This window comes from Geomonas sp. (assembly GCF_056994735.1).
The window spans coordinates 16,387-40,016 of sequence record NZ_JBXKJL010000007.1 but is presented as its reverse complement, the minus strand read 5'-3'; the positions used below and the strand labels follow the sequence as shown (position 1 = coordinate 40,016).

The window sequence follows — 23,630 nt, the reverse complement described above, 5'->3', positions numbered from 1 at the left end:
AAGGGCAAGGGTGAAGCGGAGATCACCCTGGCCGGCGCCGAATCGACGCCCAACCTCACCGCCGGTCTCGCCGTCATGCGCGAAACCACCACCATGGAGATAGGCCCTCTGGAAGGGAGGGAGACGGCCTACCTGATAGCGCTGAAGTTATCCATGCCCATCCCGGTCTTCGACAAAAACCAGGCGGCGGTCCAGGAGGCCAGGGCTCGTCGGAACAGCAGCGAAACGAGGCTCGGCGCGGCGGGGAGAGCCATCGATCGTGAAGTCGAGACCGCCTATGCCGCCTTCCTCAACGCGGACCGGACCCTCTCTATTTACCAGAGCGGGATCATCCCCCAATTCGAGGAAAACCTGAAACTGACCCAGGAAGCGTATCGGCTGGGGGAGACGGGGATTCTCGCCATCATCGAGCAGGACAAGACCTTCCTGGCCGTGAATGAAGGATACCTGAAGGCCCTGCATGACAGGCTCACGGCGCTGGCAGCGCTGGAAACGGCGACGGCAACTGAACTCACCGGAGGTGTGAAGTGAACAAGAAGGCAATCATCATCGGATTAATCCTGGCCACCGTTTTGGGCGGAGGTCTCTACTATCGCACCTCCCAGGCCAAAAGCGGCGAGACGGAAGAAGCAGGTCATAAAGAAGGAGCGAGCCACGCTGAAGAAAAGGCCGGCCACGCCGCAGAGGTGCACGAGGAGCACGGCAAGGGCGGCGAGGTGAAGATGACGAAGGAGATGCAGAAGCAAAACGGCGTGGTGGTGGCGCCGGCCCAGAAACAGCGGCTGCCCGGGGCGATCAGCGCCACGGGCAAGGTCGAGGCCAATGCCGACCGCATGGCACACGTCTCCCCGCGCATCAGCGGCAAGATAGTTGCCGTGAAAGCCTCGCTCGGTGACAGCGTATCCGCCGGTCAGACGCTGGTCGCCCTCGACAGCGTGGAGCTAGGCGAAGCGATCAACCGCTACCACCAGTCGAAGACCAAGCTGGCGCTGGCCCAGTCCAACATGGATCGCATCAAGGCGCTGGTGGAGAAGAAGATCGCGGCAAGAAAGGAGATCCTCCAGGCCGAGACCGAGTTCAAGACGGCACAGACCGAACTCCACACCGACACCGAACGACTCTCGCTCTACGGCCTGTCGGTCTCCGACCTCAACAGAAGCGGCCAGAAGAATCCGCTCCTGCCGGTCCGCTCCCCCTTCGGCGGCGTCATCACCGAAAAGCACGCCATCGTGGGAGAGCTTGCCGATCCCTCCAGGAGCCTCTACACCGTGGCCGACCTCTCCTCGGTCTGGGTCATGGTCGACGTCAACGAGAAGGAGCTGGCCAAGGTCCACAGGGGCCAGACGGCGAAGGTGATGGTCGCGGCATTCCCCGATCTGAAGCTCAAAGGACGCATCACCTACATCGCCGACGTCATCGATCCGGCTACACGGACGGTGAAGGCGCGAGTCGAAGTCGCCAACCCCGGCAGGAAGCTGAAACCCGAGATGTTCGCCACCGTCGAATTGGCGCTGGCCGCCGATGCGCCGCCGGTGCTGGCGGTCCCCGAAGACGCCCTGCAGGAGTTGGACGGCAAGAAGGTGATCTTCATCGCCGAAGGCGAGAGCCAGTTTGCCGTCCGCGAGGTCCAGCCGGGCCGTGCGGCAGGCGGCACGGTGGAAATCGTTTCCGGTCTCAAGGAGGGCGAACGTTTCGCCGCCAAGGGAGCCTTCATCCTGAAGTCGGAAGCGAAAAAGGGCGAGGTAGTCGACGAGCACGGCCACTGAGGCCGCATCTGAAATGACAGGAGAAATCCCCTGATGCTAGAGAGAGTTGTTTCCTTCACCTTGCGGCAGAAAGGCATGGTCCTCTGCCTGGCCGTGCTGATCATAATCGCCGGGGCCTGGTCCTATGTGAGGCTCCCCATCGACGCCTTTCCGGACGTCACCAACATACAGGTCGAGGTGGTGAGCCACGCCGACGGCCTCTCCGCAATCGAGATCGAACGTAACGTCACCTACCCCATCGAGATGGCCATGCGCGGGCTCCCCGATGTCGAGCAGATGCGGTCGGTCACCAAGTTCGGCCTCTCCATCGTCACCATCGTCTTCAAGGACAACGTCGACATCTACTTCGCACGCCAGCAGGTCTTCCAGCGGCTGGCGGAGGCCCGGGAGAAGGTCCCCAAGGGGGTCGAGGTGGCCATGGGGCCGATCGGCACCGCCATGGGTGAGATCTACCAGTACACCCTGGAAGGGAGGATGCCGACCGACCCGCAGCAGAAGGCCGCCTACCTCACCAACCTGAGGACCGTCCAGGAGTGGATCGTGACCCCGCAGCTGAAAAACGTGGCCGGGGTCAACGAGATCAACTCCTACGGCGGCTACTTCAAGCAGTACCAGGTCATCGTCTCGCCGGAGAAGCTCTTGAAGTACGGCATCACCGTCGACGAGGTCCATGCCGCCATCGGCAACAACAATGAGAACGTCGGCGGCAACCTGCTGGAGCGCGGCACCGATCAGTGCATCGTCCGCGGCGTCGGCCTCATCAAGGGGGTGGGCGACATAGACAACATCGTCCTCAGGTCCTCGGGGGGCACTCCCACCTGCATCAGGGACGTGGCCGAGGTCAAGGTGGGCGAGGCCGTGCGCATGGGCGCCTCGCTGAAGGACGGCAAGGACGAGTGTGTGGGCGGCATCGTGATGATGCTCAGGGGCGAAAACAGCCGCGACGTGGTGCGCCGGGTCGCGGAGAAGGTGCAGGAGATGAACGAGAACAACGTCCTCCCCGACGGCATCAGGATCGTCCCCTATTACGACCGAAGCGACATCGTCAAGGAGAGCGTGAGCACGGTAAACAAGGCCCTCGTCGAGGGCTCCGTCCTGGTGCTGATCGTGCTCTACCTCCTCCTCTACAGCATCCGGGCCAGCATCGTGGTCCTGATCGCCCTCCCCCTCTCCCTTTTGACCACCTTCATCGTCATGAAGCTGACCGGGATCAGCGCCAACCTGATGTCCCTGGGGGGCCTCGCCATCTCCATCGGCATGATCATCGACACCACCATCATCCAGGTGGAGAACGTCCAACGCCACCTGAGCGAGGAGGGTGATGGGCCGCACAAGCTGACGACGGTACTGAGAGCCGTGATGGAGGTCAGGAAACCGAGCATCTTCGGCGAACTGATCATCGCCCTGACCTTCATCCCCATCCTGTCCCTGCAGGGGATCGAGGGGAAGATGTTCGGTCCCCTGGCTATTACCGTCGCCATCGCCCTCCTCTCCTCGCTCCTCCTCTCCATTTTCGTGATCCCTGTACTCTGTCTTCTTTTCCTGAAGCCTCAGCCGGAAAAGGAGAGCTTCATCATCAAAGAGGCGAAGAGGCTCTACCTGCCGCTACTCGACTACGCGATGGCGAAGAAGCAGGTCGTCTTGGGAGTGGCGGGCGCCTTGCTGGTCCTGTCACTCTTCCTGCTGACCAGGCTGGGGACGGAATTCATCCCGACCATGGACGAAGGGTCGTTCGACATGGACGTTTCCATGCTCCCCGGGGTCTCCCTCTCCAAGGCGATGGAGGTCAACCAGCGCGCCGGGGAGAAGCTGAAGCAGTTCCAGGAACTCGGCACCGTGGTCTCCCGCACCGGGCAGACCGGCGTCGCCCTCGACACCAGGGGCTCGGACAAGACCGGGTACGTCGGGATCTTCAAACCGAAAAGCGAATGGAAACGCGACATCTCCAAGGAGGACCTGACCAACGAGATGCGCAAGTCGCTGGAGTCGATCGCCGGGATCACCTTCGGCTTCAGCCAGCCCATCCAGTGCCGGATAGACGAACTGGTGGCCGGGACCCGCGCCCAGCTGATCGTCAAGCTCTTCGGCGAGGACATGAACGTCCTCAGGGAGAAATCGGCCGAGATAGCCAAGGTACTATCGACCATCCGCGGGGGAACGGACCTCAACGCCGAAAAGATCGACGGGCAGCCGTACCTGACGGTGGAAATCGACCGGAGCAGAATCGCCCGCTACGGGCTGAACATCAGCGACGTCCAGAAGGTGATAGAAATTGCCGTCGCCGGCAAGGCGGCATCGCAGCTGTACGAGGAAAACCGCAACTTCGACATCAGCGTGCGGCTGCCGGAAGAGAAGAGGAACTCGCTGGAGGCGATCAGGAACCTGATGATCACCACCAGGACCGGCGTCAATGTACCCCTGGCACAGCTGGCAGAGGTGAAGATGGTGGAGGGTCCCGCTCAGATCAGCCGCCAGGACGGGGTGAGAAGGATCGGCATCGAGATGAACATCACCGGCCGGGACATCGGCGGCTTCGTGGCGGAGGCGAAGCGGAAGATCAGGGAAAAGGTGAAGCTTCCGGCGGGTTACTACCTGACCTGGGGGGGGCAGTTCGAGAACCAGGAGCGGGCCATGAAGAAGCTGTTGATCATCGGCCCGGCGGCGGTGGCGCTGATCCTCCTCCTTCTGTACGTTACCTTCAGGTCGATCAGGCTGGCGCTGCTGGTGATTTCCAACCTGCCATTCGCCCTGATCGGCGGAGTCTTGTCCCTCTTTATTTCCGGGCAGTATCTCTCGGTCCCTGCCTCGGTTGGCTTCGTGGTCCTCTTCGGGGTCGCGGTGCTTAACGGGCTGGTGCTGGTATCCAGGATAGCCCAACTGCGGGACGAGGGACTGGAACTGCCGGAGGCGATCCGGAGAGGGAGCCTCGACCGCCTGCGCCCGGTGCTGATGACGGCGGCGATCGCCATCTTCAGCCTTGTCCCGATGCTGATGGCCGGGGGGACCGGTTCGGAGATCCAGAAACCGCTCGCCACCGTGGTCGTCGGAGGGTTGTTCACCTCCACCCTGCTGACCTTGCTGATCATACCGTCCGTGTACAGCTGGTTTGAAAAGAGAAACGAGGCATGAAATCAGGCAGCTATTTACTGTAATGTGGGGGAGATCGGAATGAAGAAAAATCTATTGGCGGTGTCGCTGATCGTCTCGGGAATATTAGCCGGCTGTGCCGGCAACCAGGGGTTGGTGAAGGAGATGAGCGTCAGCCCGAATGTCGTTTTCCAGGAAGTCAAGGCGGATGCACCGCCGCAACCCGGTTACGTGGACCTCAGCATATTCTCGTCGCTTAAGACCCACAAGCCGGGTGTTCACACGGCCAGTGACACCCATGGGACCGGGCAGTACCGGCTGCTGGTAAAGATAGATGGGCAGGCCGTTACGCTTAAGGGAGATATCAGCCTGGAGAAGAGCCCCGCCCGCTCCATGCGCGACCCCGAGGAAGGCGAAGGGGTCAGGTACCTGTTCCTTAAAAAGGTGCGTTTAAAGGGGGGCGACCACAAGATAGAGGTCAGCCTCCCCGAGGAGGGCGTGGCGTCGAAGAGGGAATTGACCCTGCCTGGGGAAGGGAGCCATGAGCTCACCATCGAGCCGCTCTATGGCTCGATCCCCGGCCGCCAGAGTCCCGGCTACGTCCAGACCAGGAGCTTCAAGGAAGGTGTCAGGTGCCTGGTGTTGATCCTTGATGGGGTAAGCATCTAGGCGGGACTCCCCCTGTCCCCACTGCCCTTGAGTCAACCTCGGCAGGAAAACTCCCCCTCCCTTGATGGGAGGGGGCTGGGGGGGTGGGTTCCCTCAAGCTGACACAATGCTGGCGGCGCCGCGGCGGTGGATGAGGTGGACGGAGGTGGCCTTGAAGAAGGCGAAAACCTCTTTTCCCTCGGAGAGCGAGAGGTTGGCGAAGGACTCGCGGGTTACGTACGAGGTCAGGGTGAATCCGCAATCAAGCCGCAACCGCAGGAAGGGCCCCATCGAGGCGATCTCCACAATCCGGCCCTGGTAGACGTTTCTGGCGCTGGTCTTCTCGGACGGAGGGCTGACGCTCACGGTGACGTTTTCGGGGCGGATACAGCAGTAGACTTCCTCCCCCGCCACCTCCTTGCCGACCGTGTCGATCTCCCTGCCCGCCACCAGCGCCGTGACCTGCTGGTCGACGTTCCTCAGCACCACTCCCTCGAGGATGGTCTCCATCCCCACGAAATTCGCCACGAACTCGTTGACCGGCTGATTCATAACCGCCGCGGGGGTGCCCGCCTGCACGATGGCGCCGCTGTTCATCACCACGATCCGGTTGGACATCCGCAGGGCCTCGGACTGGTCATGAGTCACCAGCACCGCCGCGATCCCCTGCTCCCGTATGATCCGGTCCATGTCCTCGGTCAGCGACTGCCTGGTCGGCGGGTCGAGGTTGGCGAAGGGCTCGTCGAAGAAGATGACCTCCGGCTCCACGGCGAAGGCCCGCGCAAGGCTGACCCTCCTGGCCTCGCCGCCGGAGAGCTTGCTGGCGGAGCGCTGCGCCATCTCGGCCAGGTTGAACCGATCCAGGTAGCTCATCACCCTGCTGCGCATCTCAGCGCGTGGAACGCCCCTGAGCTTGAGGCCGCTGGCCACGTTGTCATAGACCGTGGTGTCGAAGAGGAGTGGCTCCTGCAGGACCATGGCGATCTTGCGCCTGATCTCCAGCCAATCCCCCCTGGAAAGAACCTCCCGGCCCCGGTAAAGGACCGATCCCCTCCTGCGCTCGATCAGTCCCATCAGGGAGAGGAGCAGGGTCGATTTCCCGGCACCATTCGGGCCGATCAGCGAGACGAATTCGTTCTCATGCAAAGAGAAAGAGGGTATATCGAGTACCTGCACGCCGCCTCGATCTACCCTCAGATCTTTCAGGTCTAACACGCTTTGCGCCTGGTTCATCTTGGCCTTTCCCGCTGCTGGATGTAAGTCAGGACGTAGTTGATCACGAAGCAAAATAGCAGAAGGATCAGTGACAGGGCAATAGCGATGTCGAAGTTACCCCTCCCCGTTTCCATAACCGTGGCGGTGGTGAGTACACGGGTATAGCCCCTGACGTTGCCGCCGACCATGATGGAGGCGCCGACTTCCGAGATGACCCCGCCGAAGCCTGCCATCACCCCCGCCATCAGCGGGAGCCTCGCCTCCTTGATCAGCATCCAGACCAGTTGCAACCTGGTGGCGCCCAGGGCCAGGATCTGCAGCCTCAGGTTGGCGGGGAGCTTCTGCATGGCGCCGATGGTAATACCCATCACGATCGGGGTGGCGATGATCGCCTGGGCGAAGACCATGGCGGTCGGGGTATAGAGGAGTTCCAGGAAGCCCAGCGGGCCATTGCGCCACAGGAGGATGGAAACGAAGAGGCCCACCACCACCGGTGGCAGGCCCATTCCCGTATTCACCACGCTCACCAGGACCTTCTTCCCCGGGAAGGTGGTCAGGGCGATCAGGGTCCCGGCGGAGATGCCGATCACCAGGCTCAAAAGCGTTGCCAGCCCCGAGACCTTGAGCGAAAGGAGGGCGATCCCCATCACTTCCGGGTCAAGGGCGACCAGGAGCTGGAACGCTTTGATGACGCCTTCTACAATGAGATCCATTAAAGTCCCAGCGACTCCGGTTTTCTACCTGCGTCCGGGAAGAAGAGCGGGGAACCGAATTCCTTGGTTCCGAAGTGCCCGATGACGTCCTGGGTCTTCTTCGAGACTATGAAGTCGGCAAAAGCCTTGGCACCGGCGTTGTTCACCTTGGGCCATTTGGCGGGATTGACCTCGATCACGTGATAGACATTGAGGAGCTTCGGCTCGCCCGCAACCAGGATCTCGAGCCCCAGGCGCTTTTTCTTCTCCAGCGCGAGGTAGGTCCCGCGGTCTGCCAGCAGGTATCCGCCCTTCTCGGAAGCGACATTGAGGGTCTCGCCCATTCCCAGCCCGGTCTGCTGGAACCACTTCTGACCTTCAGGGTTGATCCCAGCGGCCTTCCACAGCCCCTTCTCCTTGGCGTGGGTCCCGGAATTGTCACCCCTGGACAGGAACAAAGCTCCCGCCTTGGCGATCTTCTTGAATGCCTCCGCCGAGGTCTTGGAGCCGCGGATCTTAGCGGGGTCCTTGGCCGGTCCGAGGATCAGGAAGTCGTTGTGCATGACCAGTTTCCTGTCGATCCCATAGCCGCCGGCCATGAACGCCTTCTCGGCTTCCGGCGAGTGGACCAGCAGCACGTCAGCCTCTCCCCTCTCCCCCATCTTCATCGCCTGGCCGCTGCCGACCGAGATGGTCTTGACGAAGTAGCCGGTCTGCTTTTCGAACATCGGGATCAGTACGTCGAGAAGCCCGGAGTCCTGGGTGCTGGTGGTAGTGGCGAGGATGAGGGTCTTCTTCTGTTCCGCCGCAAGGCAGGTGGAGAACGAAGCCGTCAACACGAATAGGACGGTGATCAACAGGTGAAGGAACTTCTGTCGGCTTTTCATTTGAGACCTCCTGGAAAGTTGTCATTTCATCAACATCACTAAACTATTCCTTTTATCATAAATGTTTTCAAGGACATAGCGGAAAACGCAACGAGGTTTTGTATACTTTTTTCCGCCGACGCCCCTCCCCTTAGACGCACCCAGTAGTTCCACTCGACTCGAAGGACGAGTTGGGGGAAGGTCCCACAAGCGACAGGGCGGAGATCAGGAAAGAAGGAGCTTCGAGATGATGACCCGTTGAACCTCGTTGGTCCCTTCATAGATCTCGGTTATCTTGGCGTCCCGGAACATCCGCTCCACCTCGTAGTCGCAGATGAACCCGTACCCGCCATGGATCTGAAGGGCTTCCTTGGTCACGAAGGTAGCGGTCTCGGACGCCACCATCTTGCAGAGAGCCGAATCGAGGGCATACACCTTCCCGGCGTCCTTGAGGCACGCGGCCTTGTAGGTCAAAAGCCGGCTGCTCTCTATCCTGGCGTGCATGTCGGCCAGCTTGAACTGGATGGCCTGCAAGTCACAGATAGGGGCTCCGAACTGCTTGCGCACCTTCGAATAGGCCAACGCCCTCTCGAAAGCACCTTCGGCAATACCTAGAGCCTGTGCCGCGATCCCGATGCGGCCGCCATTCAAGGTGTCCATGGCGATCTTGAAGCCCTCCCCTTCTTTCCCCAGCAGGTTTTCGGCGGGAACACGGACGCCGTCCAGGGCGAAGGCGGTGGTATAACTGCCGCGGATTCCGAGCTTCTGCTCGTTTTTCAGTATCTCGACGCCCGGTGATTTGAGGTCGACGATGAAAGCGGAGATGCCTTTGTGCTTGAGGGATTTGTCGCCGGTAGCGAAGATGATGCCGGTTCCCCGGTAACCGCCGTTGGTGATGAAGTTCTTGGCGCCGTTGATGGTATAGCCGCCGTCTTCCTTCCTGTAGGATGTGGTGATGGCACCGGCGTCGCTGCCGGCGTCGGGCTCGGTGAGGAGAAAGGAGCCGATGGCCTTGCCGCTGGTGAGAGGAGGAAGCCACTGCCGTTTCTGGGATTCGCTGCCGAAGGTCAGGATGGGGCCGCAGCAAAGCGAGGTGTGGGCCGAGATCAGGACGCCGGTGGAGGCGCAGGCTTTGGAGACCTCCTCGACCAGGATGGCATAGGAGAGGATATCGAGCCCGGCGCCGCCGTACACCTCCGGGAGGTAGCTCCCCAGGAACCCCATCTCGCCGACCTTCGCGACCAGCGGGTCCGGGATCATGTGCTCCTCGTCGATCCGCCGCGCGATCGGCTTGATCTCTTTCTCGACGAAGTCGCGTACGCTATCTCGGAGTACCCGTTGATCCTGGCTCAGTTCGAAATCCATAGCCGGCTCCTCCTGGTAGGGCTCACATGCGGCAGCGGATCGGCTCAAGCCCCGGTGAACTCGGCCTTCCTCTTTTCGACGAACGCCGCCATCCCCTCACGCTGGTCACCGGTGGCGAAGAGAACGCCGAAGAGGGAGGCCTCGTAGCGGAAGCCATCCTCTTTTGCCATGTCGAGTCCCCTGGTGATGGCGTCCTTGGCATAGGCAACTCCGACCACCCCGGTCCCGGCGATGGCGGCAGCCGTTTCCATGGCCTTGGCCACGACTTCGCCGGCGGGAAAAACCTCGTTGACGATTCCCCAGGCCGCGGCTTTATCGGCCGGGATCATCCGTCCGGTCAGGATCAGTTCCTTGGCCCTGGCGGGACCTATCAGGCGGGCGAGGTTCTGGGTGCCGCCAAAGCCCGGCATGATGCCGAGGGTAACCTCAGGGAAACCGAGCTTCGCATTTTGGGAGGCATATATGAAGTCGCAGGCTAGGGCCAGTTCCAGCCCGCCGCCGAGGGCGTATCCGTTGACGGCAGCTATGACAGGTTTTTTCATCTTCTGGAGCGCCAGCAGGACACTCTGCCCTTTCAGCGCGAACTGGTGCGCCTGGAAAGGCGACAGCGAGGCCATCTCCTTGATATCGGCCCCTGCCACGAAAGCCTTTTCCCCGGCGCCGGTGATGACGACACCTTTCACCGCCGGATCATCCGCAAGATGGCTGAAGGCGCGCTCGAGTTCGGCGAGCACCTCGCTGTTCAGGGCATTGAGGCTCTCGGGGCGGTGCACCGTCAGCTTCGCCACCCCGTCGGTTTTCTCCAGCAGCAGAGTCTTGAACACCATCGTCCCTCCTAGTAGCTATAGAATCCCCGGCCCGATTTCCGGCCGAGGTCACCGGCGTTGACCATCTTGACCAGCAGCGGACAGGGACGGTACTTGGACTCCTTGAAGCCGTCGTAGAGGACATTGGCGATGGCCAGCACGGTGTCGAGCCCGATGAAATCCGCCAGGGCCAGGGGGCCCATAGGCTGGTTGGTGCCGAGCTTCATGCCGCGATCGATGTCCTCGACGCCCGCCACCCCCTCGTACACCGCGAAGATCGCCTCGTTGATCATGGGGATCAGCACCCGGTTGACGATGAAGCCGGGGTAGTCCTGGGAGACCGCCACCTCCTTGTCGAGCTTGGCCGCCAGCGCCTTTACCGTGTCGAAGGTCTCGTCACTGGTGGCGTGGCCGCGGATGAGCTCGACGAGCTTCATGACCGGAACCGGGTTCATGAAGTGCATCCCCATCACCTTGTCGGGACGTCTGGTCGCCGAGGCGATTTTGGTAATCGGGATGGACGAAGTGTTGGAGGCGAAAATAGCAGACGGTTGCACTACCTCGTCTAGTTTTCGGAATATCTCCAGTTTCAGCGCCTCGTTCTCGGTCACGGCTTCGACGCAGAAATCGGTCTCCGCCAGCGCCGGGAGATCGCGGGTGGAGGTAATTCGGGACAGCGTCTCCTCCACCTTGCTCTCCCCTATGGCTCCCTTCCTGGCCTGGCGCTCCAGGTTCTGCCTGACGATCTGCAGGGCGGCAGCGAGCTGGGCATCCGAGATATCGTACAAGAGGACTTGATAGCCGCTCAGGGCAAAGACATGAGCGATACCGTTCCCCATCTGTCCCGCGCCGATTACAGAGACCCGCTTTATCATGTCAATCCCCCCGCCGCCGACTCACCGACTCACCGACTCACCGACTCACCATTCACCTTTCACCTTTCACCATTCACCTTTCACCTTTCACCTTTCACCTTTCACCCTTCACCCTTCACGCCTCTACGCCTCTACGTCCGCTCGAAGATCGCGGCCACGGCCTCCCCGCCGCCGATGCAGAGGGTGGCGAGGCCATAACGGGCCTGGCGCCTCCTCAGCTCCCGCACCAGCGTCGCTGCCAGCCTCCCCCCGCTCGCACCGATGGGGTGGCCAAGGGAGCAGGCCCCGCCGTTGACGTTGACCTTGTCCAGGGGAAGATTCAGCTTCCTGATGGCCAGGAGCGGAACCGAGGCGAAAGCCTCGTTGATCTCGAAGAGGTCGATGTCACCGAAGGAAATCCCAGCCCGTTCGCAGACCATTTCCATCGCCGACACCGGCGCCTCCGGGAAATGGTCAGGATGGCGGCTCGAGGTGGCAGAGGCGACCAGCCGCGCCTTGGGTGCCAGTTTGTGGCGTGCCAGCCCTTCCCTCCCAGACAACAGCGTGAACGCGGCGCCATCGCTTATGGTCGATGCGTTGCCGGCGGTGATGGTACCGTCCTTGCTGAAGACGGGGCGCAGTTCCCGCAGCTTGGAAACATCGCCTCTGAAAGGCTCCTCGTCCCGCTCGACCGTCTGGTCCCCCTTGCGCCCCTTGCTGACTACGGGGACGATCTCCTCGGCGAAGATCCCCCTCTCGACCGCATTGCGGGCCAGTTGGTATGAACGAAGCGCGTAGGCGTCCTGGTCTTCCCTGGAGATCTCCCAGCGTCTGGCACTGTCGTCGCCGATCTCGCCCATCTGTCTGCCGCTATAGGGATCCTGGAGCCCGTCGTACACCATGAGGTCGAGAAGTTCGCCGTGGCCCAACCGGTAGCCGCCACGCCCTTTCTTGAGGATGTAGGGCGCCTGGGTCATGCTCTCCATCCCTCCCGCGATGACGATCTCCGATGCCCCGAGCCTGATGCTGTCGGCTCCCAACATGATCGCCTTCAGGCCGCTGCCGCAGACCTTGTTGATGGTCATGGCGTGGACCTGATCGGGAATGCCGGCCGCCCGCATGGCCTGCCGGGCCGGGGCCTGGCCGCAACCGCCCGAGAGAACCTGCCCCACGATGACCTCACTGACCGCTTCAGGAGCAAGCGAACTGTACCGGAGTAAAGCCCGCATCACGGTCGCCGCCAGCTGTGGTGCCGGGTGGTCGGCTAGCGCACCGTTCAAGGAACCAAGCGGAGTCCGTAAGGCCTCGACTACAAAGACGTCTTCCATGACGCTATCTCCTTTGCCCTGTCACACCCACAGTATCTAACGCGGGAGATGGATGTCAATCCGGGTCACTTTCGAGCGCGCAAATGGGAAGGTGATAACGATAGCCGGATCAACTCTGAGGGAGAGGCTGATTTCGCATGAGCGGACGGGATCAGATCCAGTAACTCATCTCATCTTCTGTCAGTGGCTTATCCGTGGCAGGTGGGGATATCTTGCTCTTGATACTGTTCTCCATCTCCGACAGCAATGTGGCAAGCTCGCGGAAGAGAACATTCTTTTGGGTCATGTCATCTGTCTCATCAAGCTTTGCCAGCAACTCGAGGTACTGCGCGTAGGTCTCCTCAAAAGACTCCATTATTACCTATCCTCCTGTGGCGGGGCAGTGGCCTTGGCCTATCGGAGGATATTAATACCTATAAATTAAAATAATTTCAAGTTGATTTTAGACGAGGAAACGGCGTTGGCTGGGTGATCGCCTGCCCGGGGAGAGCTACTGGGAAGGAACGATCATGGTCTCTACCCTGTTGCGGCCGTTCTGCTTGGCACGGTAGAGAGCCTCGTCGGCTTGGCGGAAGAGGGAATCGATGCTGTCGATAAGGGGGGAAGGATAGGTGGCGACACCGGCGCTGATGGTTACGGTGAGGTCCTCCATCGGAGAGGGGAAGGTGAATTCGAGCACCGCCTGCCGCAGGCGCTCGGCGACCGCGACCGCACCGGAGAGGGAAGTGCCGGGTACCACCAGCACGAACTCCTCACCTCCGTAGCGGGCGGCGCTGTCATAGGCGCGCAGCTGCCGCTGGGCGAGGTTGGCGACGGAGGTCAGCACGACGTCGCCGTTCTGGTGGCCATAGGTGTCGTTCACGTTCTTGAAGTAGTCGATGTCGACGATGATGAGGGAGAGGTTCTCTTTGTTACGGCGGGCCCGGAAGAATTCCCCTTCGAGGATCTCGGCAAGATAGCGCCGGTTGAAGAGGTTGGTTAGGTGGTCGATGTTGGTCAGTCTTTTCAGCAGTTCGTTGGCTTTCTTGAGCTCATCCTGCAACGACCGGATCTTCAACTGCACCTTGACCCGTGCCACCAGTTCGCCCGAGTCGAAGGGCTTGGTCAGATAGTCGCTGGCTCCCTGCTCCAGCCCCCTGATCTTGGAATTGCAGTCCATCATGCCGGTCAGCATGATGATGGGGAGCCCCTGAAGTTCGGGCCGGGATTCGACCAGTTGCAGGAATTTGAAGCCGTCCATGCGCGGCATGTCGACGTCGCAGATCACCAGGTCGGCCTTGGACTCGATCAGGGTCTTGAAGCCTTCCAGGCCGTCCTTCGCCTCCTGGTACTGGTCGAAGAGGCCGAATTCACTCAGGGTGCGAACGACTTGCTCTCGAATAGCAGCCGAATCATCAATCACAAGGACGCAGGACATCAAGAAACTCCCACCGCATCACACGGAGCCTCGCGCTGCAGGCTCCGGTCAGGTCAACTTCGCGTTATGCCAAACTGATGCCCGTAGATGGTCACTGCTTCCGTAGAGGCTTGATAAAAACGTAGATGATAAGCAGAAACGGGAAAGACGAGAAAGCGGCCTCCAGGTTCCCGGCGTAAAGCTGCCAGGTCCCGAAGGTGATCACGGCCAGGGTAAAAATGATCATGAAAATGGCGGCTACCTTGGTCATCTCTGGATAGTACCCAATATTAACGCACCTTGTCCAGGCATTTAATTAATCGAGGGGAATAGGTGGACCAGTGATCCGGTGATCATCTCCTTCGCTAAGGGGTATTCCAGTCCCAGCAGAACCTGAGCTCGTCATCGGCGATGAAGGCTTCGCAGCAGGTCTTCTTGAAGGCGGCGTGGTTGGCGGCGCTGTCGAGTTCCTCCTGCACCACCCTTTCGAACTCGGAATTGGGCAGGTCCATGCTCTTCTCGAATACCCCCTCCAGAAATCCCGGCTTCCACCCCGCCTTCTTCAGCTCCTCCTTCAAAAGCGCCACATGGATACTGTTGTTCGTGCCGTAGTCAACGAGCAAGAGCGCGCTTCTAGCCATCGCCACCTCCTTTGCCTTGTCTCCCGTTAGTGGTCCTGCCGCAGAGAGGACTCCCTGCCCAGCCTCTAGGTTACCACAACGGTTGGAGTTGGCTGCCACTGCCCCCAGGGATGGGATGAGAGCTCGGCGCCGGCGGCAGGAAACTGCTGCAAGGGGGGAAAGCGGGACCAGCGGGAACAGACCGGAGATAGGCAAGGGGGGCTGCCGGCAAGGCGAAAAAAAGGGGCAACCCGTCGATTGCCCCCACTATACGGCCGGCAGAAGGGCCGATCACACGTCCGCAACGGTCAGACGAAGACCAACTCATCCGGGATATCGGTGATCTTCTCGCCCCCTTGGGCGGTGACGGCGAAGGTGTTTTCGATCCCGATCACCCCTTCCCCCGGTATCACGAACTTGGGCTCGATGGCGATTGTCTGGCCCGCCTGGAGCGGGACCTTGAACCCCTGCGCTATCACGGGGAACTCGTCGAGCTCAAGCCCCACCCCGTGCCCCACGAAACGCGCGTTCTCGCCCGGCGCTCCCATGAAGTAGTCGCCAAGGCCCGCCTCCTCCGCCATGGCGGCGGCACGGAGGAAGAGCTCCTCGCAGATGGCGCCCGGCTTCAGGTTCTTCACCAGGAAGGACTGGATGGAGAGCGAGGTCTGAAAGGCCTTGGTGAGGAGATCGGAAAGACCGCCGATGGCGAAGACCCGGGTCATGTCGACGATGTAGCCGTTGAAGATCCCGGTGTAGTCGATCAGCACCGGGGTCCTGGCGGCTATCGCGGAAAGGGACGGGCCATGGGGCGACGCCACCGAGAGTCCCTGTCCGGTCACCGCGCCATCGAAGAAGCCCGGAGTTTCGGCGCTCGCGCCGGAGACGGCCAGTCCCATGAAGAGCTCCTGGTTGAAGGCACGCATCCTGACGTACCCCTCGCTGCCGGCCCTGCGCAGCCTGCTCTCGATCTCCGCGGCCAGGTCGAGCTCCCGCATCCCCTCCTTCAGGAATTGCGGCACCTCCAGGAAGACCGAGGCCGTCCTTTTGCCGCTCTCCCGCATCCGCTCCAACTCCCAGGGGCTCTTCACCGAGCGCATCTCGCGGTTGATGGAGGAGATGTCCACGAACTGGCACCCGGGAAAGTTCTTGGCGTAGAAGTTATACTGCTGGACCGGGACCACGTCGAAGGTGAGCCCCACCCTCTTTACCTCGGGCCCTGTCAGTTGCGGCAACTCCTTGCTGGAGGGAAAGGGCCTGATGTCGGCTACAGCCGCCTCCCCCCTGGCGCGGGCGAGACTCTTCCGGACCAGGAGCACGGGGTCGCCGGAGACGGGAACGTACAAAAGCGAGTTCTGCCTGGTGCCGGCGAAGTAGTAGATGTCGATGGGGTAGATGAGGAAGGCCGCGTCCAGCCCCTTCCCAAGGAGTTCGGCCTGCAGCCGGGCGATGCGCGCCCGTGACTCGTTTTTATCTAGCATGGCGCCCCCCACTTCTCGAAAAAGGCGATTTCGGAAAGTTCCTTGCGCGGGCGGGGCTTCGGCTCCTGGTCGGGGTAGCCCAGAGGCGTCATGCCGACGATCCTGATCTTTTCCGGGATGCCTACGGCCTCCTTGATCTTTTTCTCGTCGTACCACCCCATCCAGCAGGTCCCCAGCCCGACGCCGTGGGCGGCCAGGCAGAGGTGCTCGAAGGCGATGGCGGTGTCGCCGATGTAGTACTCGATGCCGTTCTCGATCCCCGATTCGGCAGGGTCGGCACAGACCACGATGACGCAGGGTGCCGTGGCAATCGCTTTTTTACCGGGGTTGTCCTCGGGGAAGGCATCGAGGAGGCTGGCCCTTTTGGCAGGGTCCGTCAGCACCAGAAACCGCCAGCATTGCATGTTTTTCCACGACGGCGCCAGCCGCGCGGCATTGAGAACCTGTTCTATTTTTTCCTTTTCAACCGGAACTTCCTTATACTTCCTGATCGAGCGGCGGTCGTTGATTACCTTGAAAATGTCCATATCTGCCCTCCGGATAGTAGTAGTGGCACCCATTCATACACCAATAACGATGTTTTGTAAACATTCTACAGGGGATGGCGAGCTTTTATTTTCCACCATCGACCCCACATCCCCCTCCTTCGCCGATTTTGTTTACTTTTTCCGGCAGTTGCAAAGCGGTTGACACGCCATGCCTCATGTTTTAGATTAAACCGATATTTTACCTTTGAAGGGAAAACCATGGACGAGATTACTGACAACGAAGAGGTAACGCCGATCGGAGACCTCGCCATCTCACTCGGCTTGACTACCCGTACCATCCGCTACTGGGAAGAGGTCGGCATCATCGAGAGCGTGCAGAGAAGCGACGGGGCCACCCGCGGCTTCACCCCGTATTACGTCCGGCGCATCAAGTTCATCATGAAGCTGAAGGAACTGGGGCTGACCATAAAGGAGATGCAGGACCTCTACGTCGCCTACGGCGAGGCGAAGCACACCGAGCGCATGATTCCGCGCCTGGTGGAAATCCTCGACGAGCATATCGACAAGATCGACGAGAAGATGGCGAAGCTCGCCTCCCTGAGAGGCGACATCGTTTCCTACCGCAGGAAAATGGCGGAGAAGTTCGGCACCGCCATCAAGACCGAGGATTAACGCCCCTACCGGCGCGCCGGCGGCCCGGATGGCCACTATGAAATTCATAGCAGACCTCCATATCCACTCCCGCTATTCGATCTCGACCAGCCGGGACCTGACGCCGGAGACCCTCTGGAAGTGGGGACAGCTGAAGGGTATCCGGGTGATCGGAACCGGAGACTGCACCCATCCCCAGTGGCTTTCCGAGCTGGAAGAAAAGCTGGTCCCGACGGAGCGCGGGCTCTTCGCCCTGGGGTATCCCCCTCCTTCTTCCGAGCTGCCGGAGAGTTGCCGCGCCGAGGTCTCCTTTCTCCTATCCGGCGAGATCAGCTGCATCTACAAGAAGGGAGGCCGGACCAGGAAGGTGCACTGCCTGGTCCACCTCCCCGATTTCGCCGCGGCCCGCCGGCTCGGCTCGTCCCTGGCGCGCGTCGGGAATCTCGCCTCCGATGGCAGGCCGATCCTGAAGCTGGACGCCAAGGACCTGCTGTCGATGGTGCTGGACGCCTCGCCCCGGGGCCTGCTGATCCCCGCCCATGCCTGGACGCCGCACTTCTCCGTCTTCGGGATGGCCTCCGGGTTCGACTCTCTCCACGACTGTTTCGACGACCTCACCCCCCACATCCACGCCATAGAAACCGGCCTCTCCTCCGACCCCGCCATGAACTGGCGCGTCTCCGCCCTCGACGGCATCACCCTGGTCTCCAACTCCGACGCGCACTCGGCCCCCAAGCTCGGACGTGAAGCGACGGTCTTCGACACCGAACTTTCCTACCGGGGGATCTTTTCCGGAATCGTCGACGGAGTGGGGGTGGCCTCGACCATCGAGTTCTTCCCGGAACAGGGAAAGTACCATGCCGACGGCCACAGGTGCTGCGGAGTGAGACTGTCGCCGGCGGAAACGGTGGCCAACGGCTACCGCTGCCCCTCGTGCGGTGGGAAGGTGACGGTCGGCGTGCTGCACCGGGTTGAGCAACTGGCGGACCGCCACCAGGGTGCCAGGCCTCCCCAGGCGCCCCCCTTCCGCTCCGTCATCCCGCTGCTGGACCTGATCGGCGGTGCCTTGCGCGTCGGCACCGGCAGCAGGAAGGCGCAATCGCTTTACTTCCACCTTCTGGAACGGATCGGCAGCGAATTCCACATCCTGCTGGAGGCGCCGACGGACCTCATCAGGGAGGCGTCATCAGAGACGCTGGCCCGCGCGATACGTGAGATGCGGCTGGGCGAGGTGGAAATCGAGCCGGGATACGACGGTGCATTCGGCAAGGTCTCGGTGAGGTGCGGATAGAAGGAATTACTGGATCTGCGGGATGGTTTCGGCGGGAGATGGATTGAAATGGCGGCGGATCAAGCGTCCCCTGTACCGGGGATGCCTGATCCGCCTTACTTTATCCGGTCCTATTTCAGCAGCTCATCGAACTTCTTGCTGTCGGCCCCGACCACCTGCTGGCCGTTGATGAAGTAGGTAGGGGTCCCCTGGATGCCGACCTTCCTGGCCAGGGCCAAGTGCTCCTGGGCCAGGGCCTTGGCTGCCTCGCTAGGCTTCGCGGAAGCCGGGATTTCCTGCCCGAGCATCATGGCGTCATAGGCCTCCGCCTTGTTGGGAGCCGAGAGGATGTATTCGACCTTGGTGATGGCCTGCGGGTGGGCTATCGGAGCGAAGAAGACGTACCTGGTGACGTCGGTCCGCTTGGTGAAGTACTCGGAGGCCTTCCGGCAGTAGGGGCAGTCCGGGTCGGTGAACTCGATCACGACTTTCTTGCCGTCCCCGATCTTCACCGCCTTGTCCAGCGGGAGGTCCTTCACGACCTTGAAGGCCAGGGCCCCCCTGCGCTCGGCGGTCTTGCTCTTCAGGTCCTTGCCATATATCTCACCGACGATGATCAGTTCCCTGTCGGGATAGTAGTAGAATATGTTCTGGCCGGAAACGACCTCATACAGTCCGGCAATCTCGGTAGGGGCGACACTCTCGAACTTGACCTGGGGAAAGGCTGTCTTTAAAGAAGCCTCCGCCTTGGCAGCATCGGTCGCACCGAAAGAGACAGCGGCAACGGCCAGGAAGAGTACCGCTGTGAAGAAAGTGACTATGGATTTTGCAGAAAACGACATAGGTAACCTCCGCTTTTTATGTGAGCTCAATGGAGCGAAAACTTTAGCACACTTTTAAGAAAAATACCTCCCATTAATCCCACTTCCACTACTTCCACTCTATGATCACACCCATCCACACAATGCGGTGAGACAGTCACGGCGCTCCTTCCTTCAGCCTTTCGAAGGCAATGGCAGAGCCCCCCACCACCCCGGCATCGTCCCCCAATTCCCCCTTGACGATGATAACCCTTCCGGCCGCAACGGAAAAGGCTCTTGAGACCATCTCCCGCCGCATGGGCCCGGCAAGGAGATCGAAGCTTTCAGCCACCCCGCCTCCGATGACGATGGCCTCCATGTTCAGGAGGTTCACCACCGCCGCGGCGGCCATGCCGAGATAGCGTCCCGCCCGGGCAAACGCTGCCGCGGCCCGCGGTTCCCCTTCCCTGGCGCGTCCGGCCAGGGCGGCGGCTCCGGCTCCGCTGCCGGTTTCTGTGCCCGGGGCGGCCCAGGCCGTGATAGCCATGGCGGAAGCGTAGAGGTTCAGGCAGCCCCTGTTCCCGCAGCCGCAGCGAGGACCGTCCGGCTCCACCGTCACATGCCCGAGCTCCCCGGCCACGCCGTCGATCCCGGTCCAAAGCCTCCCCTCCAGGATGAGCCCGGCACCGACCCCGGTACCGACTGTCACGACCAGCGCCGAGGCGAAAGGCCTTGCCGCTCCGAACCGCTGTTCTGCTACAGCCCGGGCATTGGCATCGTTGACCACCACCGCCGGCACACCGAGGGCGGACGAGACCACCGCGGCCAGGTCGATTTTCTGCAGCGGCATTAGGTGCAGGCTGTGCAGGATGGCACCTTGGCGAGATACGAGACCCGGCACACCGAGGGCGATGACGGCCACCGACCGGCCATCCGCCAGAGCCTGGTCTCTCAGGCGTTTCAGGACCAGGAGGAGACGGGATACGAAGTGATCACAACCGGAACAGATCGAGGTGGGCTCGCTTTCGCGCCTGAGCACGAGGCCCTCGGCGGTGACCATGGCACAACGGAGATTGGTCCCCCCGACATCGACCCCGATACAGACGCGGCCGCTCATACCCTCTCACCGCTTGAGGCAAAGAGCGGCAGCAGGCGGTCATAGGTCGCCAGCAGCGCTTCAGGAAGGACCCTCACGTCGGCGACGACCGACATGAAGTTGTTGTCGCCGTTCCACCTCGGGACCACGTGGAAATGCAGATGTTCGGCAACGCCGGCGCCGGCGGACTTCCCGAGATTGAGACCGATATTGAACCCCTCGGGGCCGCTGGCCCTGATGAGGACCCGCCTGCACAGCGCAACCGTCCGGAAAAGCTCGAGCATCTCGGCCTCGGAAAGGGCGTCCGGATCGGCGGTGTGACGCGCGGGGGCCACCAGGAGGTGACCGTTCACGTACGGGTAGCGGTTGAGCATCACCCGCACCAGCGGCGTGCGCCGCAGCACCAGCATATCGCGGTCGTCACCCTCTTCGCAGAAGATGCAGAGATCACTTTTTTCAGCGGTCAGATACTCGATCCTCCACGGCGCCCAGAGCCTCTCCATTGCATCCCCCATTCCGGTAATAGGCTGATTAGTAAAACAACCTCGGTGGACCAAGCGGAACCAATTCTCAACCAAAACAACCCCTTTGACAACGGGGTCCTCTCAAAAGTTTTAAAACAGGTGTTCTATTTTAGCATAAACATCTTGACAGAGGTATACGATAGGTTTATTTATCGCTAGACGCTCATACCTTGACCCTCCAAAAAAGCAGCTATGACTTGCGGCGAAAGCCCGCTCTATCTGTATAGTATACTTTCTCCTTTTCCGACAGTTCAAGGCAGAAACCTCTGCTCCCCACACTGAGGGGAGAGTCTCCGAATGAGCATATCTAAACCAGGAGGTAGCAATGACCAAGAAAATGGATGCACTTGAGTATCACTCAACCGGCCGCAAAGGAAAGATCGAAGTCGTTTCGACAAAACCGTGCCTTACCTCGCGCGACCTTTCCCTGGCCTACACGCCTGGTGTTGCAGAGCCGTGTCTCGAGATAGAAAAGAACCCCGAGGATGCCTACAAATACACCGCCAAAGGGAACCTGGTTGCAGTAGTATCGAACGGCACCGCGGTACTGGGCCTCGGCAACATCGGCGCCATAGCCGGCAAGCCGGTCATGGAGGGCAAGGGCGTCCTCTTCAAGCGCTTTGCCGACGTCGACGTCTTCGACCTCGAGGTCAACTCCGAGAATCCGGATGACGTGATCAAGGTGGTTCAGCTCCTCGAGCCGACCTTCGGCGGCATCAACCTGGAAGACATCAAGGCCCCGGAGTGCTTCTACATCGAGGAAGAGCTGAAAAAGACCATGAACATCCCGGTCTTTCACGACGACCAGCACGGCACCGCCATCATCTCCTCCGCCGCGCTGATCAACGCGCTCATGCTGGTGAACAAGAAGATCGAAAACATCAAGATCGTCGTGAACGGCGCCGGCGCTGCCGGGGTCGCTTGCGCAAACCTCGCCATCTCCCTGGGAGCCCAGCAGAAAAACGTCTACATGTGCGACACAAAAGGGGTCATCTACAAAGGGCGCACCGAGGGGATGAACGTCTACAAGGAGCGCCTCGCGGTGGAGACCGAAGAGCGCACCCTGGAAGAGGCGATGAAAGGCGCCGACGTCTTCATCGGCGTTTCCGCCAAGGGCGCCGTGACCCCCCAGATGGTCCGGGAAATGGCCAAGGACCCGATCATCATGGCCATGGCCAACCCCGACCCGGAAATCACCCCGGAAGAGGCCCTGGCGGTCCGCAGCGACGTCATCATGGCGACCGGCCGCTCCGACTATCCCAACCAGGTCAACAACGTCTTGGGCTTCCCCTTCATCTTCCGTGGTGCCCTCGACGTCCGCGCCAGCACCATCAACGAGGCGATGAAGGCGGCAGCCGTCATGGCACTGGCCGAACTGGCCCGCGAGGATTGCCCCGATTCCGTCTGCCGCGCCTACGGCAACGAGAAGTTCTCCTTCGGCCGCAACTACATCATCCCGAAACCGTTCGATCCGCGCGCCCTGCTGAAAGTGGCGCCCGCCGTGGCCAAGGCCGCCATGGATTCCGGCGTCGCCCGTCAGCCGATCGAGGACATGGACAAGTACGTCGAGTCCCTCGAGGCCCTGCAGGGCAAGGCCAAGGAGACCATGCGCTCCGTCATCAACAAGGCCAAGTGCGATCCGAAGAAGATCGTCTTCCCGGAAGGGGATAACGAGAAGGTCCTCAAGGCCGCCTACACCCTGATCGACGAGGGCATCGCCCAGCCGATCCTGATCGGAAGCAGGAAGAAGGTTGAGGCGAAGATCGCGGAACTCGGGCTGGAACTCAACGCGCCGATCATCGATCCGGAGGACTCTGAGCTCACAGAGGGCTACGCCCAGGAGCTCTACCGCCTGCGCCAGCGCAAGGGTGTCACCCTCTCCGAGGCACGCCGCATCGTGCGCCGCAAATCGAGGAACCACTTCGGCTCCATGATGGTGCACATGGGCGACGCCGACACCCTCCTCTCCGGTGTCGACTCCCACTACCCCGACACCATCAGGCCGGCTCTCGAGGTGATCGGGAAGCAGCCGCAGTTGACGGGCGTCCACGGCATGTACATGATGATCTTCAAGAAGGGAATCTACTTCCTGGCCGATACCACGGTCGAGATCGAGCCGACCGCCGAGGAACTGGCCGAGACCGCGCTGCTGGCGGCGGAAAAGGTCAGGCTGCTAGACATCGAGCCCCGAGTGGCCATGCTTTCCTTCTCCAACTTCGGCTCCGTCAACCACGAACTTGCCCTCAAAGTGAAAAGAGCGGTGGAGCTGGTGAAGCAGAAGGCTCCGGATCTGGAGGTGGACGGCGAGATGCAGGCCGATACCGCGGTCAATGCGGAGCTTCTGGCCAACTACTCATTCTCATCCCTGAGCGGTCCGGCCAACATCCTGATCTTCCCGGACCTCAACTCCGGCAACATCTGCTACAAGCTGCTGCACCGTCTGGGGGGCGCCGAGGCCATCGGGCCGATCCTCATGGGCATGAAGAAGCCGGTCCACGTGCTGCAGCGCGGCGACGACGTCACCAACATCGTCAACATGGCGGCCATCGCCGTGGTCGATGCCCAGAGCGCCTGAGAGTAGGATCGATAGAGATTGAAGCGACAAAAAAGGGACCCGTCATGGGTCCCTTTTCTCGTTCAGGCTCCCGAAAAGAAGCTCCCCTTTTCCCGGCTTCTTTTC

The 23,630-nt window shown here is 61.1% G+C and carries 23 protein-coding genes; 7 read left to right on the top strand and 16 right to left on the bottom strand.

What is annotated here, in order from left to right:
• The 4 genes from AC11W3_RS00450 to AC11W3_RS00435 all read left to right on the top strand — a co-directional run.
• Positions 1 to 531, top strand: a 531-nt coding sequence (locus AC11W3_RS00450; RefSeq protein ID WP_484092294.1) for a TolC family protein, incomplete at its 5' end; no start/stop codon positions are given.
• Positions 528 to 1,766 (top strand): efflux RND transporter periplasmic adaptor subunit, encoded by a 1,239-nt coding sequence (locus AC11W3_RS00445; protein WP_484092293.1) that lies wholly within the window; start codon positions 528 to 530, stop codon positions 1,764 to 1,766. The genes AC11W3_RS00450 and AC11W3_RS00445, both read left to right, overlap by 4 nt.
• A 33-nt stretch (positions 1,767 to 1,799) precedes the next feature.
• Entirely contained in the window at positions 1,800 to 4,895 is a 3,096-nt protein-coding gene (locus AC11W3_RS00440) for an efflux RND transporter permease subunit (protein ID WP_484092292.1), read from the top strand.
• Between the two features lie 39 nt (positions 4,896 to 4,934).
• The gene (locus AC11W3_RS00435) at positions 4,935 to 5,522 is read left to right on the top strand and encodes a hypothetical protein (protein WP_484090840.1); all 588 of its coding nucleotides are present in this window, start codon (positions 4,935 to 4,937) and stop codon (positions 5,520 to 5,522) included.
• A 93-nt stretch (positions 5,523 to 5,615) separates the two neighbouring features.
• On the opposite strand, the gene AC11W3_RS00430 is transcribed toward AC11W3_RS00435, so the two are convergent.
• The 13 genes from AC11W3_RS00430 to AC11W3_RS00370 all read right to left on the bottom strand — a co-directional run bounded on the left by AC11W3_RS00430 (position 5,616) and on the right by AC11W3_RS00370 (position 16,648).
• Entirely contained in the window at positions 5,616 to 6,716 is a 1,101-nt protein-coding gene (locus AC11W3_RS00430) for an ABC transporter ATP-binding protein (RefSeq protein WP_484092291.1), read from the bottom strand.
• Between the two features lie 14 nt (positions 6,717 to 6,730).
• The gene (locus AC11W3_RS00425) at positions 6,731 to 7,429 is read right to left on the bottom strand and encodes an ABC transporter permease (RefSeq protein ID WP_484090842.1); all 699 of its coding nucleotides are present in this window, start codon (positions 7,427 to 7,429) and stop codon (positions 6,731 to 6,733) included.
• Entirely contained in the window at positions 7,429 to 8,295 is an 867-nt protein-coding gene (locus AC11W3_RS00420; RefSeq protein ID WP_484092290.1) for an ABC transporter substrate-binding protein, read from the bottom strand. Before AC11W3_RS00420 ends, AC11W3_RS00425 begins: the two co-directional genes overlap by 1 nt.
• Before the next feature lie 204 nt (positions 8,296 to 8,499).
• Positions 8,500 to 9,639 carry an acyl-CoA dehydrogenase family protein gene (locus AC11W3_RS00415; protein ID WP_484092289.1) on the bottom strand — a complete coding sequence of 380 codons (1,140 nt, stop codon included), beginning with the start codon at positions 9,637 to 9,639 and terminating at the stop codon, positions 8,500 to 8,502.
• A 44-nt stretch (positions 9,640 to 9,683) separates the two neighbouring features.
• The gene (locus AC11W3_RS00410) at positions 9,684 to 10,466 is read right to left on the bottom strand and encodes an enoyl-CoA hydratase/isomerase family protein (protein WP_484090845.1); all 783 of its coding nucleotides are present in this window, start codon (positions 10,464 to 10,466) and stop codon (positions 9,684 to 9,686) included.
• 8 nt (positions 10,467 to 10,474) lie between these two features.
• Complete coding sequence (locus tag AC11W3_RS00405; RefSeq protein WP_484090846.1) at positions 10,475 to 11,320, bottom strand: 3-hydroxybutyryl-CoA dehydrogenase; 846 nt, start codon at positions 11,318 to 11,320, stop codon at positions 10,475 to 10,477.
• Positions 11,321 to 11,451: 131 nt separating this feature from the next.
• Complete coding sequence (locus AC11W3_RS00400; protein WP_484090847.1) at positions 11,452 to 12,627, bottom strand: thiolase family protein; 1,176 nt, start codon at positions 12,625 to 12,627, stop codon at positions 11,452 to 11,454.
• A 151-nt stretch (positions 12,628 to 12,778) separates the two neighbouring features.
• Positions 12,779 to 12,982, bottom strand: coding sequence for a hypothetical protein (locus AC11W3_RS00395; protein WP_484090848.1), 204 nt, complete (start codon positions 12,980 to 12,982; stop codon positions 12,779 to 12,781).
• Positions 12,983 to 13,117: 135 nt separating this feature from the next.
• Positions 13,118 to 14,047 carry a diguanylate cyclase gene (locus AC11W3_RS00390; protein ID WP_484090849.1) on the bottom strand — a complete coding sequence of 310 codons (930 nt, stop codon included), beginning with the start codon at positions 14,045 to 14,047 and terminating at the stop codon, positions 13,118 to 13,120.
• 88 nt (positions 14,048 to 14,135) lie between these two features.
• A complete protein-coding gene (locus AC11W3_RS00385) occupies positions 14,136 to 14,294 on the bottom strand; it encodes a hypothetical protein (RefSeq protein WP_484090850.1) in 159 nt (52 codons plus the stop codon).
• A gap of 94 nt (positions 14,295 to 14,388) precedes the next feature.
• Positions 14,389 to 14,664, bottom strand: a complete 276-nt coding sequence (locus AC11W3_RS00380) for a hypothetical protein (RefSeq protein WP_484090851.1) — start codon at positions 14,662 to 14,664, stop codon at positions 14,389 to 14,391.
• Between the two features lie 287 nt (positions 14,665 to 14,951).
• Positions 14,952 to 16,121: a M24 family metallopeptidase gene (locus tag AC11W3_RS00375; RefSeq protein WP_484090852.1), complete on the bottom strand. Its 1,170-nt coding sequence runs from the start codon at positions 16,119 to 16,121 to the stop codon at positions 14,952 to 14,954.
• Positions 16,115 to 16,648, bottom strand: a complete 534-nt coding sequence (locus AC11W3_RS00370; protein WP_484090853.1) for a nitroreductase family protein — start codon at positions 16,646 to 16,648, stop codon at positions 16,115 to 16,117. Before AC11W3_RS00370 ends, AC11W3_RS00375 begins: the two co-directional genes overlap by 7 nt.
• Before the next feature lie 219 nt (positions 16,649 to 16,867).
• Here AC11W3_RS00370 and AC11W3_RS00365 point away from each other — a divergent pair, with 219 nt between their 5' ends.
• A complete protein-coding gene (locus tag AC11W3_RS00365) occupies positions 16,868 to 17,281 on the top strand; it encodes a helix-turn-helix domain-containing protein (RefSeq protein WP_484090854.1) in 414 nt (137 codons plus the stop codon).
• Positions 17,282 to 17,318: 37 nt separating this feature from the next.
• Positions 17,319 to 18,551 (top strand): endonuclease Q family protein, encoded by a 1,233-nt coding sequence (locus tag AC11W3_RS00360; protein ID WP_484090855.1) that lies wholly within the window; start codon positions 17,319 to 17,321, stop codon positions 18,549 to 18,551.
• 110 nt (positions 18,552 to 18,661) lie between these two features.
• On the opposite strand, the gene AC11W3_RS00355 is transcribed toward AC11W3_RS00360, so the two are convergent.
• The 3 genes from AC11W3_RS00355 to AC11W3_RS00345 form a co-directional block, all read right to left on the bottom strand.
• Entirely contained in the window at positions 18,662 to 19,372 is a 711-nt protein-coding gene (locus tag AC11W3_RS00355) for a DsbC family protein (protein WP_484090856.1), read from the bottom strand.
• A gap of 136 nt (positions 19,373 to 19,508) precedes the next feature.
• Positions 19,509 to 20,447, bottom strand: a complete 939-nt coding sequence (locus AC11W3_RS00350; protein ID WP_484092288.1) for an ROK family protein — start codon at positions 20,445 to 20,447, stop codon at positions 19,509 to 19,511.
• Positions 20,444 to 20,929: an HIT family protein gene (locus AC11W3_RS00345; protein ID WP_484090858.1), complete on the bottom strand. Its 486-nt coding sequence runs from the start codon at positions 20,927 to 20,929 to the stop codon at positions 20,444 to 20,446. The genes AC11W3_RS00350 and AC11W3_RS00345 overlap by 4 nt, the downstream gene beginning before the upstream one ends.
• A 346-nt stretch (positions 20,930 to 21,275) precedes the next feature.
• On the opposite strand from AC11W3_RS00345, the gene AC11W3_RS00340 reads away from it, so the two are divergent.
• Positions 21,276 to 23,525 (top strand): NADP-dependent malic enzyme, encoded by a 2,250-nt coding sequence (locus AC11W3_RS00340; RefSeq protein WP_484090859.1) that lies wholly within the window; start codon positions 21,276 to 21,278, stop codon positions 23,523 to 23,525.
• Positions 23,526 to 23,630 lie beyond the last annotated feature (105 nt).

What these genes read in the sequence shown, in the direction of transcription:
- AC11W3_RS00440 (WP_484092292.1), top strand. Translation starts at nt 1,800, where the DNA reads ATGCTAGAGAGAGTTGTTTCCTTCACCTTGCGGCAGAAAGGCATGGTC.
- AC11W3_RS00435 (WP_484090840.1), top strand. Translation starts at nt 4,935, where the DNA reads ATGAAGAAAAATCTATTGGCGGTGTCGCTGATCGTCTCGGGAATATTA.
- AC11W3_RS00425 (WP_484090842.1), bottom strand. Translation starts at nt 7,429, where the DNA reads ATGGATCTCATTGTAGAAGGCGTCATCAAAGCGTTCCAGCTCCTGGTC.
- AC11W3_RS00420 (WP_484092290.1), bottom strand. Translation starts at nt 8,295, where the DNA reads ATGAAAAGCCGACAGAAGTTCCTTCACCTGTTGATCACCGTCCTATTC.
- AC11W3_RS00415 (WP_484092289.1), bottom strand. Translation starts at nt 9,639, where the DNA reads ATGGATTTCGAACTGAGCCAGGATCAACGGGTACTCCGAGATAGCGTA.
- AC11W3_RS00410 (WP_484090845.1), bottom strand. Translation starts at nt 10,466, where the DNA reads ATGGTGTTCAAGACTCTGCTGCTGGAGAAAACCGACGGGGTGGCGAAG.
- AC11W3_RS00405 (WP_484090846.1), bottom strand. Translation starts at nt 11,320, where the DNA reads ATGATAAAGCGGGTCTCTGTAATCGGCGCGGGACAGATGGGGAACGGT.
- AC11W3_RS00400 (WP_484090847.1), bottom strand. Translation starts at nt 12,627, where the DNA reads ATGGAAGACGTCTTTGTAGTCGAGGCCTTACGGACTCCGCTTGGTTCC.
- AC11W3_RS00395 (WP_484090848.1), bottom strand. Translation starts at nt 12,982, where the DNA reads ATGGAGTCTTTTGAGGAGACCTACGCGCAGTACCTCGAGTTGCTGGCA.
- AC11W3_RS00385 (WP_484090850.1), bottom strand. Translation starts at nt 14,294, where the DNA reads ATGACCAAGGTAGCCGCCATTTTCATGATCATTTTTACCCTGGCCGTG.
- AC11W3_RS00380 (WP_484090851.1), bottom strand. Translation starts at nt 14,664, where the DNA reads ATGGCTAGAAGCGCGCTCTTGCTCGTTGACTACGGCACGAACAACAGT.
- AC11W3_RS00375 (WP_484090852.1), bottom strand. Translation starts at nt 16,121, where the DNA reads ATGCTAGATAAAAACGAGTCACGGGCGCGCATCGCCCGGCTGCAGGCC.
- AC11W3_RS00370 (WP_484090853.1), bottom strand. Translation starts at nt 16,648, where the DNA reads ATGGACATTTTCAAGGTAATCAACGACCGCCGCTCGATCAGGAAGTAT.
- AC11W3_RS00365 (WP_484090854.1), top strand. Translation starts at nt 16,868, where the DNA reads ATGGACGAGATTACTGACAACGAAGAGGTAACGCCGATCGGAGACCTC.
- AC11W3_RS00360 (WP_484090855.1), top strand. Translation starts at nt 17,319, where the DNA reads ATGAAATTCATAGCAGACCTCCATATCCACTCCCGCTATTCGATCTCG.
- AC11W3_RS00355 (WP_484090856.1), bottom strand. Translation starts at nt 19,372, where the DNA reads ATGTCGTTTTCTGCAAAATCCATAGTCACTTTCTTCACAGCGGTACTC.
- AC11W3_RS00350 (WP_484092288.1), bottom strand. Translation starts at nt 20,447, where the DNA reads ATGAGCGGCCGCGTCTGTATCGGGGTCGATGTCGGGGGGACCAATCTC.
- AC11W3_RS00345 (WP_484090858.1), bottom strand. Translation starts at nt 20,929, where the DNA reads ATGGAGAGGCTCTGGGCGCCGTGGAGGATCGAGTATCTGACCGCTGAA.
- AC11W3_RS00340 (WP_484090859.1), top strand. Translation starts at nt 21,276, where the DNA reads ATGACCAAGAAAATGGATGCACTTGAGTATCACTCAACCGGCCGCAAA.